The organism is Paraburkholderia sp. IW21 (assembly GCF_041321145.1).
Classification (GTDB): Bacteria; Pseudomonadota; Gammaproteobacteria; order Burkholderiales; family Burkholderiaceae; genus Paraburkholderia.
In genome coordinates, this window is sequence record NZ_JBGGWA010000006.1 from 197384 (window position 1) to 213454 (window position 16071).

Annotated in this window: 15 protein-coding genes; all 15 read right to left on the reverse strand. The window is 65.0% G+C overall.

Annotated features, from left to right (window positions below):
• Window positions 1–11: 11 nt before the first annotated feature.
• The 15 genes from ACAX43_RS16600 to ACAX43_RS16670 all read right to left on the reverse strand — a co-directional run bounded on the left by ACAX43_RS16600 (window position 12) and on the right by ACAX43_RS16670 (window position 16064).
• Window positions 12–815: an SDR family oxidoreductase gene (locus ACAX43_RS16600; protein WP_370709494.1), complete on the reverse strand. Its 804-nt coding sequence runs from the start codon at window positions 813–815 to the stop codon at window positions 12–14.
• Window positions 812–2008, reverse strand: coding sequence for an acyl-CoA dehydrogenase family protein (locus tag ACAX43_RS16605; protein WP_370709495.1), 1197 nt, complete (start codon window positions 2006–2008; stop codon window positions 812–814). Before ACAX43_RS16605 ends, ACAX43_RS16600 begins: the two co-directional genes overlap by 4 nt.
• Window positions 2008–3318: an acyl-CoA dehydrogenase family protein gene (locus ACAX43_RS16610; RefSeq protein ID WP_370709496.1), complete on the reverse strand. Its 1311-nt coding sequence runs from the start codon at window positions 3316–3318 to the stop codon at window positions 2008–2010. Before ACAX43_RS16610 ends, ACAX43_RS16605 begins: the two co-directional genes overlap by 1 nt.
• Before the next feature lie 4 nt (window positions 3319–3322).
• Window positions 3323–4198: an SDR family oxidoreductase gene (locus ACAX43_RS16615; RefSeq protein ID WP_370709497.1), complete on the reverse strand. Its 876-nt coding sequence runs from the start codon at window positions 4196–4198 to the stop codon at window positions 3323–3325.
• A gap of 37 nt (window positions 4199–4235) precedes the next feature.
• The gene (locus ACAX43_RS16620) at window positions 4236–5387 is read right to left on the reverse strand and encodes an acetyl-CoA C-acetyltransferase (protein WP_370709498.1); all 1152 of its coding nucleotides are present in this window, start codon (window positions 5385–5387) and stop codon (window positions 4236–4238) included.
• Window positions 5384–6448, reverse strand: a complete 1065-nt coding sequence (locus ACAX43_RS16625) for an acyl-CoA dehydrogenase family protein (RefSeq protein WP_370709499.1) — start codon at window positions 6446–6448, stop codon at window positions 5384–5386. The genes ACAX43_RS16620 and ACAX43_RS16625 overlap by 4 nt, the downstream gene beginning before the upstream one ends.
• A 62-nt stretch (window positions 6449–6510) precedes the next feature.
• Window positions 6511–7692 carry an acyl-CoA dehydrogenase family protein gene (locus tag ACAX43_RS16630; protein WP_370709500.1) on the reverse strand — a complete coding sequence of 394 codons (1182 nt, stop codon included), beginning with the start codon at window positions 7690–7692 and terminating at the stop codon, window positions 6511–6513.
• The gene (locus ACAX43_RS16635; RefSeq protein WP_370709501.1) at window positions 7689–8498 is read right to left on the reverse strand and encodes an enoyl-CoA hydratase family protein; all 810 of its coding nucleotides are present in this window, start codon (window positions 8496–8498) and stop codon (window positions 7689–7691) included. Before ACAX43_RS16635 ends, ACAX43_RS16630 begins: the two co-directional genes overlap by 4 nt.
• A gap of 82 nt (window positions 8499–8580) precedes the next feature.
• Window positions 8581–9663, reverse strand: coding sequence for an NAD(P)H-dependent flavin oxidoreductase (locus ACAX43_RS16640; protein ID WP_370709502.1), 1083 nt, complete (start codon window positions 9661–9663; stop codon window positions 8581–8583).
• Window positions 9660–10553 (reverse strand): enoyl-CoA hydratase, encoded by an 894-nt coding sequence (locus tag ACAX43_RS16645; RefSeq protein ID WP_370709503.1) that lies wholly within the window; start codon window positions 10551–10553, stop codon window positions 9660–9662. The genes ACAX43_RS16640 and ACAX43_RS16645 overlap by 4 nt, the downstream gene beginning before the upstream one ends.
• An 8-nt stretch (window positions 10554–10561) precedes the next feature.
• Window positions 10562–11359, reverse strand: a complete 798-nt coding sequence (locus ACAX43_RS16650; RefSeq protein WP_370709504.1) for a CoA-transferase subunit beta — start codon at window positions 11357–11359, stop codon at window positions 10562–10564.
• A 10-nt stretch (window positions 11360–11369) separates the two neighbouring features.
• The gene (locus ACAX43_RS16655) at window positions 11370–12254 is read right to left on the reverse strand and encodes a CoA transferase subunit A (RefSeq protein WP_370709505.1); all 885 of its coding nucleotides are present in this window, start codon (window positions 12252–12254) and stop codon (window positions 11370–11372) included.
• Window positions 12255–12307: 53 nt separating this feature from the next.
• Complete coding sequence (locus ACAX43_RS16660) at window positions 12308–13204, reverse strand: VOC family protein (protein ID WP_370709506.1); 897 nt, start codon at window positions 13202–13204, stop codon at window positions 12308–12310.
• Window positions 13205–13280: 76 nt separating this feature from the next.
• On the reverse strand, window positions 13281–14897 hold the full coding sequence (locus ACAX43_RS16665) for a FadD3 family acyl-CoA ligase (protein WP_370709507.1): 1617 nt from the start codon (window positions 14895–14897) through the stop codon (window positions 13281–13283).
• Between the two features lie 66 nt (window positions 14898–14963).
• Window positions 14964–16064 (reverse strand): 2Fe-2S iron-sulfur cluster-binding protein, encoded by a 1101-nt coding sequence (locus tag ACAX43_RS16670; RefSeq protein ID WP_370709508.1) that lies wholly within the window; start codon window positions 16062–16064, stop codon window positions 14964–14966.
• Window positions 16065–16071 lie beyond the last annotated feature (7 nt).

Below are 16071 nucleotides of genomic sequence, written 5' to 3' on the forward strand. Positions count from 1 at the left end.
GACGCGTTCCATCACGCGTGCTGACTGCTGACCGACAGCACTTCGCCGGTCATATACGACGCGTAGTCGCTTGCCAGAAAGACCATCACGTTCGCCACCTCCCACACTTCGGCGGCGCGTCCAAATGCTTCACGCGACGCCAGTTGATCGAGCAGATCGGCCGAAGCCGACTTCTTCAGAAAATCGTGCAGCGCAATACTCGGCGCCACCGCATTGATGCGCACGCCGTACGGCGCGGCTTCGAGCGCGGCGCAGCGTGTGAGCGCCATCACCCCGGCTTTCGCCGCTGCGTAGTGCGCCTGTTCCGGCTGCGCACGCCAGCCGAGCACCGACGCGTTATTCACGATCACGCCCCGGCCACGCTCCTGCATGTGCGGCAACATCGCCCGCGTCATGCGGAAGGTGCCGGTAAGGCTAATGTCGATCACCCGCGACCATTCGGCATCGTCCATTTCGACGATGCGGCGCGCGCCACCAAGTCCGGCGTTGTTGACCAGCACGTCGACGCCCTGCAACCGGTCTTCGGCATCCGCCACCAGCGCGCGCACCTCGTCTTCCACCGATACGTTGCACAGGCGTCCGTAGATCGCTTGCAAGCCCGTCTCAGTGCGCAAGGTCTCGACCGCCTGCGCGAGGCGCTTCTCGTGAATGTCTGAAATGAAGAGCGCGCGACACCCCTCTTCCGCGCAGCGTTTGGCGGCAGCGAAGCCGATGCCCGCACCGGCGGCCGCCGTAATCAGCACGGATTTACCCGCCAGCAGTTGGTGGCCCGGCACATAAGCCGGCACGGTCCGCACCGTTTGGAATTCGTTCATAGGGTTCCTCGGGGTTCTCTCGGCATGCCGAGCCCGCGCTCGGCCATGATGTTCAGCTGGATTTCGTTGGTGCCCGCATAGATCGTGTCGGCGCGCGAGAAGAGGAACACGCCCTGCAGGCGAGTGCGCTTTGCGTCGGCATCATCGATCAGATTGGCGTTGGGCCCCAGCACGTCCATCGCCAGTTGGCCCAGATCGCGATGCCAGTTCGACCAGTAGTATTTGTAGATCAGCGCTTCACGGCCCAACGCGCCGCCGCTTTCATCGGCACCGGCGCCCGCCAGCATGCGCAGCGCGTTGTAGCGCATCACGCGTAAGCCGGCCCACGCCCGCGCGATCCGCTGACGCATCAGCGGATCATTCGCAACACCCGCTTCATGCGCCGCGTCGACCACCCATTCGAGTTCGCGGATGAACTGCATCTGCTGACCCAGCGTGGACATGCCACGCTCGAAGCCGAGCAAGGTCATCGCGATGCGCCAGCCGTCGCCGGGTGCGCCGACCAGATCATCAGCGGCGGCGAGCGCACCGTCGAAGAACACTTCGTTGAATTCGGCGCCACCGTTCAATTGTTTGATCGGGCGAATTTCGACGCCGGGTTGATCGAGCGGCATCAGTAGAAATGAAAGTCCGCGATTGCCGCGCGATTCCGGATCGGTGCGCGCGATCAAAAAGATCCAGTCGGAATCGTGCGCGAGCGACGTCCAGACTTTCTGGCCATGCACGCGCCAGTTACCGTTCTCGTCGCGGACCGCGCGAGTGCGGACGTTCGCGAGATCGGAACCCGCGCCCGGTTCCGAATAGCCCTGGCACCAGAACTGCGTACCGTTCAGGATGCCAGGCAGAAAACGCATGCGCTGATCTTCGGTGCCGCATGCGATCAGGGTCGGTCCGAGCAAACCTTCGCCGATATGACCCATGCGCCCTGGACCGCCGGCGCGTGCGTATTCCTCGTGAAAAACCACCTGTTCGGCGACGGACATCGCACGGCCGCCTTGTTCTTTCGGCCAGCCCAAACCCGTCCAACCGCCGCTTGCCAGTTCACGTTCCCATTTCTTACGCAGCGCCGGGTATGCGCCTTCATCGCCGGGACCGCCACGGTATTGCAGGCACGCGAACTCGCCGTTCAGATGCGTGCTCATCCAGTCGGCGACTTCCACCCGCAAGCGTTGCTGTTGCGTTTCGCTGTTCATCAGAGCACTCCCGCGAGGACGGCTTGCGCGTTGTCGACAGGTGGCTGCTGCAGCGCTGCGGTCGAAGAAACCTCGCAGCGATCAATCACCTGCTCCGCGATAAACGACAACATCTGCGCGGTGGTGCCGAATTGCGCGCTGCACGCCTGCGCGCGTTTGAAATACAGTTGCGGGTCGTATTCCCATGTGAAGCCGACGCCGCCGTGCAACTGGATCGCTTCCTGAGCGCAGAAGCGGAAGGCGTCGTTGGCGGTGGCTTTTGCCGTGGCGATATCGGCAAGCACGTCCAGTGACAAAGGAGCGCCTGCCCGATTCCGTGCTTGATCCCACGCCTGCGCCGCGCCCAGCACGGCCGAACGGGCCGCCTCGATCTCGACCATCATCTGCGCGCAACGGTGCTTGACCGCCTGAAACGATGCAATCGCGCGGCCGAATTGCACGCGCTCCGCCGTGTAAGCGAGCGTGAGGTCGAGGCATTGCTGTGCGCCGCCGAGTTGTTCGGCGGCCAGCGCCAGCGCCGCGAACCACGCGGTGTCCAGGAGCGCGCGTTGCGCCTCGCGGCCACACGCTAGCAGCGCGTGACGCGGCACATCGACCGCATTCAGCTCGACGCGTGCCAACGGACGCGTCGCATCCAGCGTGACGAGCGGCGTGCGGACGAGGCCGGCAAGATCAGCGCAGTTCAATCCGAACAGCGCGATGGTTTGCGCTTCGTTCGCGATCGCAGCGGGCACCAGCAACAGATCGGCACTCGCACCGTCAACAACCTGTGCCAACGTGCCCGACAGACGATAGCCGTTAGCCGTCTCTTCCGCGTACACCGAAACCGTGCGTGCATCAAAGCGAGCCGCAGCGTGCGCCGAAGCGGAGCGTGCATCGAGGCCAGCCGTAGCGTACACAGAAGCGGTTTTTGCATCGAAGCCGGCCGCTGCGTGCAACGCGAGCGTCGCGCTCGCCTCGCCGCTTGCGATTCGCGAGAGCCATTCACGAGCGGCCTCGGATTCGCACTGCGCCAGCGCCGTCGCCGCGAGGCACACCGTGCCGAAGTAAGGCACGCAGGCGAGGCGGCGCCCCATCTGTTCCATCAGCAACACCAGTTCCAACGCGCCCAGGCCCGCGCCGTCCGCCGCTTCCGGCACGGTCAGCGCACACCAGCCGAGTTCGCTTGCGAGCGTGTGCCACAACGCTTCGTCGCGGCCCGCCGTCTGTTCGATCGCGTGCCGCACCGCCGCCGATGCACTCCGCTCGGCCAGCACCTGCGCCGCTGAATCGCGAATCATCGCCTGTTCTTCGGAGAGAGCGAGATTCATCGCGTCAGCTTCCGTAGACTTGCTGCGCCGGCCTGCGTTGAGCGACCAGCGCCGCCACCGCGCGACCCAGTTCGGCGACAGGCCAGCGCGCGCCGTTGTCGATGCGCGGCCCCGTGTGCCAGCCTTCGGCGACCGCGATCATGCCGCCCGCCGCTTCGAACACCTGGCCGGTCACGTCGCGCGATTGCACGCTGCCGAGCCAGACGACCAGCGGCGCGACGTTGGCCGGATCGAAGTAATCGAAGCCGTCCGCAGGCTTTTTCATCATGTCGGCGAACACACCCTCGGTCATCGAGGTACGCGCCGCCGGGGCCAACGCGTTCACCCGCACGCCGTATCGTTGCAACTCGGCGGCCTGCATCAACGTCAAGGCCGCGATCGCCGCCTTGGCCACGCCGTAGTTCGCTTGCCCGATCGAACCTTGCAGACCCGCACCCGAACTTGTGTTGACGATGCGCGCATCCACGTCGCGCCCCGCCTTCGACGCATCACGCCACTCGCGCGCCAGCAGTTGCGCAAGACAGAAATGCCCGCGCAGATGCACCCGCATCACGTCATCCCAATCGGCTTCGGTCATGCTGGTGAACATCCGGTCGCGGCAGATGCCCGCGTTGTTCACCAGCACGTGAATCTCGCCGAACGCTGCATGCGTGGCGTCAATAATGCGTTGCGCGGTGTCGATGCGCGTGATGTCGTCGGCATTGGCAAGCGTCCGGCCGCCGGCTCGCGCGATCTCGTCGCACACGGCTTGCGCGGCGTCCCGGCGAATATCGTTGACCACCACCGCCGCGCCTTCGGCGGCAAACGCCAGCGCGTATTCGCGGCCCAACCCTCCACCCGCGCCGGTGATGATCACGGTGCGGTCGTTGCAGATTCCCATGCTTGATCCTCGTAGACAGTGATGCGCTCAGGTGCGCTTAGAGGCGCTCGATGATCGTGACGTTGGCGAGGCCGCCGCCCTCGCACATCGTCTGCAAGCCGTAGCGGCCTTGCGTGCGTTCGAGTTCGTGCAACAGGCTCGTCATCAGGCGCGCGCCGGTCGCCCCGAGCGGATGGCCGAGTGCGATAGCGCCGCCATTCGGATTGGTCTTCTCGTGCGGATAGCGCGTTTCCGCGAGCCATGCGAGCGCCACCGAGGCAAACGCTTCGTTCAGTTCCACCACGTCGATGTCCTCCAACGCGAGGCCGGCCTTGCGCAACGCGTGACGTGTCGCGGGAATCGGCGCGGTGAGCATCCACAGCGGATCGTCGCCGAGCACGCTCAGGTGATGGATGCGGGCGCGCGGCGTGAGGTCGTAACGCTTCAGCGCCTCCTCGGAAACGATCAGCAGCGCGGCCGAAGCGTCACACGTCTGGCTTGACACAGCAGCGGTCAGCGCGCCGCCTGGCATCAGCGGTTCGAGCGAGGCCATCTTTGCGAGCGTGGTGTCCTTGCGCGGCGTCTCGTCGTGTACGAGGCCGGCGAACGGCGCGATTTCACGCGCAAAGTAACCCCCTTCAATCGCCGCCAGCGCGCGCCGGTGACTCTCCAGCGCGTACCGCTCCATCGCTTCGCGTGACAGGTTCCAGTGATCCGCGATCCGTTGTGCCGCTTGGAACTGCGAGACCGGCGCGTCGCCGAAACGCGCGCGCCAGCCGATGCTGCCCGAGAACGGGTCGGTGAAACCGAGCGGCTCGGCCGCCGTCATCGCCGACGAAATCGGAATCTGCGTCATGGTCTGCACGCCGCCCGCGATCACCACATCCTGCGTGCCGCTCATCACCGCCTGCGCGGCGAAATGCACGGCCTGCTGCGACGAACCGCATTGCCGGTCCACGGTGACGCCGGGCACCGTCAACGGCAAGCCCGCGGCGAGCCAGCAGGTGCGCGCGATATTGCCCGCCAGCGGACCGATCGTATCGACGCAACCGAACACCACGTCGTCGTACTCATCGGCGGGAATGCCGTTGCGCGCCACCAGTTCCTTCAGTACGAAGCCGCCGAGATCCGCGGCATGCACTTGTGCGAGTCCGCCTTTGCGGCGGCCGGTCGGCGTACGCAACGCATCGACGATATAAGCCTGTTTCATTGCCATTCCAGTTCGAAAGTGCGGGCGGGGCCGATGGGAGCGCGTGACTCGATCAATGCATCGGCAACGCGAGCCTTGTGAAACGTTGTGTCGCCCCAACTGCCCGAGAGCGCCCAGATACGTTTCATGAAAATCTGCAGGTCGAGCTCCCACGTGTAGCCGATTGCGCCGTGCACCTGCATCGCATGGCGTGCGGCGAGTTGCGCCGCGGCGGTGGCGGCGAGCTTTGCGTGGGAGACGTAGAGCGCGCGCTGCGGATCGTTGTCGGCGATCGCGCAGGCAGCCCGATACACCACTGGCCGCGCGAATTCGTAGCGGATCGCGACGTCGGCGAGCAGATGTTTGAGCGCCTGATACGAGCCGATCGGCTTGCCGAACTGCTTGCGTTGGGCGCTGTAGTCGATCGCGACGTCGAGCACGCGTTGCGTCAGGCCGAGCAATTGCGCGGCGACCGCGAACGCGCCTTGATCGAGTGCGCGCGCCAGCAACGGTTGCGCATCGGCGGCCTTTGCCACTCGCGTGCTCGCCGTTGCCTGCCAGTCGAGTTCGAACAGGCGACGCGAAGGATCGACACTCTCCACTGCCTTCAATCGGCAGGCCTGTGGGGAAAGCCAATGCAACTCGCCGTCTCGCTCGCATAGCAGAACCTGTGCGACATGCGCATCGCTGACATACGGATTCACCGGATGCCCAATCGCCACGCGCGCCGTACCCGCCGCAATATCGCGCAACAGCGCGTCGCGTTGCGCGCTCGCCGGCAAATCTTCCAGCATGCCAACGGCCACGAGTGCCGTATCGAGCAACGGTTCAGGCCCGGCGAAATAGCCGTAGGTCTGTGCGAGGAGTGCCCATTCCACTTCGCCAAGCCCCATACCGTCATGACTTTCCGGCACCGACACAGCCGTCAGCCCCTGCGAGGCAAATAGGTCCCACATACGCTCCGAGCGGCCCGTCGGTGTGCTCCACAACTCACGGATCAGCTCCGGCGTCATCTCCGTCATCAGAAAGCGTTTGACGCTGCTCGCCAGCGCTTCCTGATCTTCGTTGAATACGAAATCCATAGTTCCTCGCTCAATCCTTTAAGCGTCTGAATGCGGGCTGCATGCTGGTTGCAGCACCGGCATCACGAGCGCGGCATCCCCAGCATCCGTTCCGCGACGATGTTGCGCTGGATCTCGTTGGTGCCTGCATAGATCGGCCCGGCCTGCGCGAACAGGAAGCCGTCGAGCCAATTACCGAGCGCCGCGTGTTGCTCGCGCGTTTGCGGCACGATCTCCGCACGCGCGCCGAGAATGTCGAGCGCGGTCTGATGCATGCGCAGATCGAGCTCGGACCAGAACACCTTGTTGGTGCTCGATTCCGCGCCGATATGGCCGCCCTTCTGCAAACGGCTCGCGGTCGCGTAGGTCGAGAGGGCGTAGGCCTGCGCATCCATCCACGCGTTGATGACCCGGTCGCGCACGGTCGGATCGCGGTCGGCTTCGGCGCGGTGCGCCAGATAGAGATCGCGCAACGCTTCAGCAGTGCGTTGAAAACGCGCGGGCGAGCGCAGCATCAGGCCGCGTTCGAAGCCGGCGGTTGCCATCGCGACCTGCCAGCCCATGCCTTCACCGGCGAGACGGTTGTCGACCGGCACGCGCACGTCGTCGAAGAAAATCTCGGCGAAGCCGGTGTGGCCGTTCAACTGACGGATCGGCCGTACGGTGATGCCGGGCGTCGAGAGCGGCACCATCAGGAAGGTCAGGCCGTGGTGACGCGTGGATTGCGGATCGCTGCGAAAGAGACCGAACAGCCAGTCGGCCCAGACCGCGCGGGTCGACCAGATTTTCTGGCCGTTAAGAATGTATTCGTCACCTGAGCCGCCGTTGCTGCGGATCGCGCTCGCGCGAATCGCTGCCATGTCGGAGCCTGCGTTGGGCTCGGACCAGCCTTGCGCCCACACGTGCTCGCCCGCGGCCATCGCCGGTAGAAAGCGGGCTTTCTGTTCGTCCGTGCCGAAGTCCATCAAGGTCGGGCCGAGCAGGAAGATGCCGTTCTGATTCACGCGCATCGGCGCATCGGCACGCCAGTATTCTTCTTCGAAGATCAGCCACTCGATCAGATCGCAGCCGCGTCCGCCCAACTCGCGCGGCCACGTCACCATGCTCCAGCGGCCCGAATGCAGCGTGCGCTCCCATGCCCGGTGCGCGGCGAAACCCGCCTCGGTGTCGAAGCTCGGCAGCGGCTCGCGCGGCACGTGGTCCGCAAGCCAGCCGCGAATCTCGGCGCGAAACGCGCGTTGTGCCGGCGTGTAGTCGAGCTTCATGCGCGCGCTCCGGCCTGGCGTTCGACGTCGCTGAACTGCGCATCGCGTTTCTCGACGAAGGCCGAACGTGCTTCCGCCGAATCGTTCGTCATATACGCCTGCAATGTGAAGCCCTGCTCCCAACGGTATTTGTCTTCAAGGTCGCCGTCTTCGACGCCGTTCAGCGCTTCCTTCGCGAGTTGCAACATCGCCGGACTTTTCGCGGCGATCTTGCGTGCGATCTCGAACGCCGACTCGCGCAGTTGCTCGCGCGGCACCACGCGCTCGACCGCACCGAGCCGGTAGGCTTCAGCGGCGTCGACCATGTCGCCGGTGAAATACATGGCGCGCACTTTCTGCACGCCGAACATGCGCTGCAGATGCGCGCCGCCGCCCATCGCGCCCCGGTCGATCTCGGGCACGCCGAAGCGCGCGCAATCGGACGCGACGATCACGTCCGCCGCGCCGCAAATGCCGATGCCGCCGCCCAGCACGAAACCATGCACCGCGACGATCACCGGCTTCGGATTGCGGTGCACCGCGCGAAAGGTCGCGTGATTGCCGGCGTTGACCGCCACGATCCGTTCCGGATGCGCCGCCAGTTCCTTGATATCGACGCCCGCGCAAAAGCCGCGCCCTTCACCGCGCAGCACGATCACGTGCACGCGGTCGTCGCGGCCGAGTGCATCGATTGCATCGGCCAGCGCTTGCCAGCCGCGTGCATCGAGCGCATTGACCGGCGGCTGGTCGATCACCAGTTCGCCGATGCCGCCTTCGCGTTCGATTCTGAACGGCAGCGAGCGGACGCTATTGATGGGTTCTGTCATGTCTCCGTCCCTGGTGAATGATGTGAATTTGCTTTAGCGGGTCACGCGTTGCGTTGGGGAATGCGCTGGCTCATGCACTGGGTCACGCGTGAACTGGCGCGCCGCGCATCGCTGCCAGCGCGTCGAGCCGCGCCACGGCTTCGTCGACGATGCGTGCGATCAAGGTCTCGCAAGGCTCGATCGCACCGATCACCGCGGCGACCTGGCCGCTCGGCAATACGCCCTCGTCCGGTTTGCCTTCGACGATCGCGCGCTGGATCAGAAACGGCGCGTTCGCCGCCATCAACGTCTGACTCGCGGTGTAGCTGTGATCGCGTAGTGCCTTCAAACCGAGCGCGGCCATCTGGCTCAGGCTCATGCCACTCTGACGCCGCCACGCTTCAGCCGTGCGCAGCGCGAACAGCGTGCGGCGCAACGGGCCGAATGCTTCGAGACGCAGTAAGTAAGGGTTGTCGATCATCCGCTGCGGCAGACCGTCCAGCGCCGCGGACACGCGGATTTGCGAAGGATCGGCCACGGCGACATAGCGATCGAGCGTGGCGCGCGGCACGGGCGACTCCGCTGCCATCAGAAAGCGCGTGCCCATTGCAATGCCTGCGGCGCCGTAGCCGAGCGCCGCCGCGAGACCGCGTCCATCGAAGAAACCGCCTGCCGCGATCACCGGCACGTTCACTGCATCCAGCACGTTAGGCAGCAGCAGCGTGGTCGGCATCGAGCCGGTGTGGCCACCGCCTTCCGCGCCTTGCACCGTGACCGCATCGGCGCCGAGTTCGACTGCTTTGGCCGCGTGTTTCGGTGCGCCCACGGTGGGAATACACATCACGCCGGCGTCCTTGAAGCGGCGGATCGTCTTCGCGTCAGGTCCTCGGCCATAGCTGACAGCACGTAGCCGGTGCTTGATCGCCAGATCGACGACCTGTGCCGCGTTCGGCTGAAACATATGGAAGTTGATGCCGAAGGGCCTGTCCGTCAGTTCCTTCACGCGCAGGATTTCCGCCTCCACGCGTTCGGCTTCGAGCGTCGCGCCGGCCAGAAAGCCGAAGCCGCCCGCATTGCAGGTTGCGGCGACGAGCCTGGCATCGGCGACCCAACCCATGGCCGTCTGCACGATCGGATAGCGGCAGCCGAGCAGATCGCACAAAGGCGTATGCAGCGTGGCGCTCATGCGGCTTCTCCGTCTGCCTTTTCGTTCTCATGCGCGGCGCCGGCGGGCCGCTGCGACTCGGCCATCTTGCGGGCGTCGTATCCGCCCAGCTTGTCGCCGCTCACCAGCTCGTTGTGTGCATGCGCGAAGTGGTGCCATGCAAATGCCGCATCCATCGCCGCGCGCTTGCCTTGCAATTCTTCAACGTGATTCACAGCCTGCTTGGTCAGCGTCAGCCCGAGCCGCGGCATGCGCGCGATCTTCGCGGCGATTTCCGTCGTGGTGTCCTGCAAGCGCTCACGTGGCACGACTCGATTGACCATGCCCATCTGATACGCACGCGCCGCGTCCATCCGCTCGCCGAGAAACAGAAACTCCTTGGCGATACGCGGATTCAGCTCATACGCATGCGCGAAATACTCGACGCCTGGAATGCCCATTCGCACGACCGGATCGGAGAAGAACGCGTCGTCCGAAGCAACGATGAGGTCGCACACCCACGCCAGCATCAGGCCGCCCGCCACGCACGCGCCCTGCACCATCGCGATGGTCGGCTTGGGCAGATCGCGCCAGCGGCGGCACATGCCTAGATAGACCTCCTGTTCGCGGGCGTACAGGAACTCGCCGCCTTCCTTGCCAACGTGGTCGTACCAGAGCGAAGTGCGCTCAAACGACTGATCGATGTCACGCCCCGGCGTGCCGATGTCGTGACCCGCCGAAAAATGCTTGCCCGCGCCAGCGAGCACGATCACTTTCACCGCATCGTCGTTCGACGCGCGTCTGAACGCGGCGTCGAGCGCATAGGTCATCTTCGAGTTTTGGGCGTTGTGATAGTCGGGGCGGTTCATCGTGAGCGTGGCGATGCCCTCGCTGACGCGATATTCGACGACGCTTTCCTGGGTGGCTTGCATGATGGGCCTCACGCGCGACGCGGCGCCGGGTTGTTGCGCACGACGCTCGCGCGCAGGTTGTGCGGATCGAGCGCACGCACGATGCGCAGATCGTCGGCGCTCGGCGGGGGCGTCACGCACATGTCGGCGTGAGCGCTGAGTTCGAAACCGGTCGCGTCCTGCACTTCGTCGAAGCTCACGCCGGGATGCAAAGAGCGCACCTGCACCGCATGATTCGCCCCACCGAAGTCCATCACGCACAGATCCGTAATCACCCTGCGCAAATCGGTGAACGCACGCATGCCGGGAATCTCGCGCGCGGGGTTGTAGCCCACGCTGCACACCATGTCCACTTCACCGGCAACGAACGTACGCTTGCCGTGACCGCTGACGAAAAACGAATTCGCGTGGTTGATGCTGTTGCCCGGAAAACCGCGTGCACCGAGCAGTTGCGTTTTAGGGCGCGCGTAGTCGTCGCCGAGCCAGGAGATGTTGGCTTGGCCGAAGCGGTCGATCTGCGTCGGCATCACCAGCGCGTGACGCTTGCCGTGCCACACGCAATCGAATACGCGCTCATAAGTCATCAAGCCGGACGCCTGCACGCGATAGCCCGCTTCACGCGGTCCGAGCGGAACGGGGCTTTCGACCAGATAGGCTTCACCGTCGGTGAGCATCAGCCCTGCGTTGTATGCAAGGCGCGCAAGACCCGCAGCAAGGCGCGGGCCGGTGCCAATGCCGGTTGCCAGCACTTCGCCGTCGTCGCGCCAGACGCGCGCCGCCGCCGCAATCATCAATTCGGCGAGGGAATAATCGAGAGAGTCGCTCATGTCCGCTCCATTACAGAATCGGCAGCGGCAGCGCCGCTACGTGAGACCGGCCACCCGCGCGTTGCAGATAGCCCGGTTCGTCGGCGCCTACTACGTCACTCAGGTAAGCGGATGTTTGCTGCGAATCTTCCGCGCTCGCGCAATAGGCCTTCAGATGCGGCACATCCCAGCCGTAAGCAGGCGCGCACGAAGTCGGATGTGCACCGCACGGCGCGTGTACCACGCCGGTCACGAGCGATCGTTCGAAGGTGTTACGGCGCGCGAGATCGAGGTCCGCGCTCGCGAGTGAATCAACCAGCGTCTCGCTACTCACGAAGCACTTCGCCGCGGCGCGTGCGAACCATGCGTCGAAGAACGGATCGGGACCGTCGATGCGCGTATTGCCCATCCTGTCGGCCGCGTTCACATGCAGCAACGCGGCGTCGAGTTCAAGCGCCGGCATCGCAAGCAGCGTCTCGCCGCCGTATGGCGATTGCACCGTACGTAGATGCGGTGCGTGTTTCAGCAGATCGGTGCCGAGGCCGACACGCGTGGGCAAAAATGGCAAGCGTGCCGCCGCTGCGCGCAAGCCGAGCTGCAGCAGGCCTTCATCGAGTTCCCATACTTCGAGCGCGCCCTGCTCACGGGCCCGGCGAAAATGCGGTTCGAGCGGAATCACATCGAGCGATACGAAGCCGAACACCAGCTTGCGCACTTTGCCCGCCGCGCATAGCAAGCCGACATCGGGGCCGCCATACGCGACCACGGTGAGGTCCTTCAGATTCGAGCGGACGATTTCGCGCACGAGTGCCATCGGCTTGCGGCGTGGACCCCAGCCGCCAATGCCGATCGTCATGCCGTCGGCGAGTTGCGCGACGGCGTCGCGCGCGCTCAGTTCTTTGTCGAGTGGTTTCATGCGTTGTTCCTGCTTGTTTCCTGCGTGTTTTCTGCGTGTTTTCTAATTGAGGCCTAGCGGAATCCAACGCTGAAGTCGTGGCCCCACAGGCTCACGCGGGTCGCTTCATAGACGCTGTGCTGGGCCCAGTCGACCGTCAGGCCGCCATAGCCGTATTCCAGATCGAAGCCGCCCGGCGTCTTCATGTAGAACGAGGTCATGTGATCGTTGCAATGACGGCCGAGCGTGGCGGAGAGTTTCACGCCAAGTGCTGCGACCCGGTCGAGCGCGCGGCCCACTTCGTCCATCGAATCCACTTCGGCCATCACGTGGATGCAGCCGGTTGGCACGGCAAGGTCCATGATCGCGAGGCTGTGATGACGCGCGTTCTTGCAATGCAGGAAATGGATGCGCTTTTCGGGCTCGGCGGGGTCGTCGGTGAAGCGCACGCGAAAGATGTCGGAGAGTTCGAAACCGAGCACGTCGCGCAGGAACGCATCGGTCGCGTCGAATTGGGGGGCGGGCAGCACGGTATGACCCAGGCCCATCGCACCCGTGACGAAACCAGGTACGCCAAGCGGCGATGCGAAGCGCCGGAAATCGGCGCGCACACCCCAGAAGAACTCGTGCCGGTTGCCGGAGGGATCGGTGCACCACGCCATCGCCTGCACACGGCGCAGCGCGGTCTCCTGCGCGCTGGCGCGGATCGTCTCCACGCCGGCCAGCTCAAGGGCACGGATAGCGCTGTCGAACGCGGCCGCGTCGGCCAGTTCCCAGCCGGACGCGAAGTAGCGATCGGTGCCGCCGGGCACGATCAGGTAGCGGAAATCGCGCTCGTCCATCTTCACGTACAGCGCGCCTTCCGTTGCATCATGCGCCTGCATGCCCAGCACGTTTTCCGCGTAGCCGCGCCATGTTCCGACATCCGCCGACTGCACGACGACGTAGCCTAAAGCCCGCACATCGATCATTTCCGACTCCTCCAGAAGCTGTTGTTGTCAGGCTTATTCTGGGGGTCCTGGGGGCGGCTAACATCGTCTGTTGGGACTAGCTTGCGGCGGTGTTTTCAGCAGCTTTTTCGTTGCTTTTTACAGCGTCGCGCAAGCGGTATTTGAGCACCTTGCCGGCCGCGCTCACAGGCAACTGTTCGACCAGCGTGAGATGCCGCGGCACCTTGTAGTTCGCCATGTTCTTGCGGGCCCAGTCGGTCAGTTCTGCCGCGCTCGTCTGTTCGCCCGAACGCAGCACGACATACGCATGCCCCACTTCGCCGAGCCGCTCGTCGGGCACGCCGACCAGCGCCACCTGCGCCACCGCCGGATGCGCGCTGAACAGCCGCTCGATCTCCGCCGGATAACAGTTGAAGCCGCCAACGATGAACATGTCCTTGATCCGATCCGTGATGCGCAGATAGCCACGTTCGTCGAGCGTGCCGAGGTCGCCGGTGTGCAGCCAGCCTTCGCCGTCGATCGTTTCGAGCGTGGTGTCCTGCTGGCCGAAATAGCCTTGCATCACGTTGTAGCCGCGGATCAGCACTTCGCCCGTTGCGCCGGTTGCCAACGCATCTCCGTTGCTGTCCGCAATGCGAATCTCCACACCCGGCATGGCGCGGCCCGACGTGTGAGCGATGGTCTCGGCGTCGTCTCCGCCGCGGCACAGCGCGGCAAACCCGCATGACTCGGTAAGGCCGTAGCCGGTCAGCACGGTCTCGAAACCCAGTTGCGCGCGCATCCTTTCGATCAGACTCGGCGCGATCGCCGCCGCGCCAGTCACCGCGACCCGCAACGACGACAGATCGCGCGTGTCCAGATCCGGCATGCCCAGTAACGCGTGATACAGCGTCGGCGGTCCCGGCAACACGGAGACGCGGTCACGCACAACGCGTTCGAGTACGCGCTCGGGGTTGAACACCAGATGCGGCAACACGGTCGCACCGCTGGCGAACGCCGCGAGCCAGCCGGCCTTGTAGCCGAATGCATGAAAGAACGGATTGACGATCAGATAGCGATCGCTTTCGCGCAGCGTCGCGATCTGCGCCCAATCGTGGATTGCACGCAGGTTCTGGCCGTGCGTCGTCATCACGCCCTTGGGTCGGCCCGTCGTGCCGGACGTGAACATGATGTCCATCAGCGTGTCGGGGCGCACGGTCGCCTCGCGGGCACGGAACGTTTCCAACGAAGTGCCTGCCGCGCGCAGCAGGAACGCGTCCCATGTCTCGTCGTGCCCGCTTTTTGCTTCCGCTGCCGGGCCGTCGAACACCACCACCCGTTCGAGCGCGGCTGGACGGTGCGCAGCCAGCATTGCCGGATACGAATCCCCCAGGAACGTCCCGCAGCAGAACAGCAAGCGCGCACCGCTGTCCTCGAGAATCGCGGCAGCCTCAAGGCCTTTCATGCGCGTATTGATCGGCACCAGCGCAGCGCCCGCGCTATGAATCGCGAGCGCCGCCACGATCCATGCAGCAACGTTCGGCGCCCAGATCGCGACCCGCTCGCCCGGCTGGATGCCGCAGCTCATCAACGCGCGCGCCGCCTCGATCCGCGCGGCGTCCAGTTGCGCGTAGCTCAGGTTGCCCTGGGCTGTTTCGATCGCGATGCGCGTGCCGTAGCGCGCGGCGGCGCGCGCGATCAGCGTGGGCGTCGTCAGGATGTGGTTCAGCGTCATGATGAATTCGATGGAAGTGGTTCGCGGCAGGCGCGACGTGCGAACGCGCGCCCGCGTGCCGCGAACCTAGTCGGGGAAAACCACGCGCAGCGATGCGCACGCGGGGGTTGCGCTGCACGCCAGCGTCCAGCCGTCGGCGAGATCGGCGGCGTCGAGCACGTGATTGGCGTTCAGGTTCACACTGCCGGCCACGACACGGCACATGCATGCGCCGCACAAGCCGCTGCGGCATGAGTTGGGCGCGGGCACGTCGGCGCGCAGCATGGCGTCGAGCAGGGTTTCGCCGGGTTCGCAGGTGAAGTTGACGGTCGCGCCGTCGAGCACGGTTTCGATTGCGGCGGCTTTTGCGGCTTTTGGGTTTGAGGCAGCGTCGGCGTGGGCCGATTCAGCTGCCACGGGTACTTCCGGTGCTGCGAGCACGGCCGGCACCGCGGTAGCTGCGGGCGCACCCGGCAAATCCGGCAGCGAAGCAAACCGCTCCACATGCACCTTTGCTCGCGGCAGCCCCAGCGCCAGCATCGCTGCCAACGCATTCTCCATGAATAGCGCGGGCCCGCAGATGAAGCACTCCTGCGTGCTCCACGGCCTCGCCAGCTCTTCCAGATGACGCTGTTGCGGAATGCCCTGCACAGTGTCGAGCCAGTGAATCACGCGCAATCTTCCCGCGTGCCGCTGCCCGAGCTGCCGGAGTTCTTCGCTGAAAATCACCGACTGCGCGTCTCGATTTGCGTAGATCAAGGTAAGCATGCCCCGCCCGTTCACCAAGGCGGACTTGAGGATCGACAGCACCGGCGTGATGCCACTGCCGCCTGCGAACAGCAGCAGGTCGCCATCGAGAGAACGCGGCGTGAACACGCCCGCGGGCGCCATCACATCGAGCTCGTCGCCGGGCTGAATGCTGTCGCACATCCAGTTCGACACGCGCCCGTCGCGTACCCGCTTCACCGTGATCTTCGGCGCGCGGTCGATACCCGGCGCGCTCGATAGCGAATAACAGCGCTGCACGATGGCATCCGCGCACGGCACCTTGAGGGTGAGGAACTGCCCCGGACGATAGCTGAATGCATCGTGCAGCGCCTGCGGCAGTTCGAACACGAAAGAGCGCGCGTCGGCGCTCTCCGCGATCACGTCCGCCACTTTAAGCCGGTGAAAACGCGAATCGGCCATGGTGGGG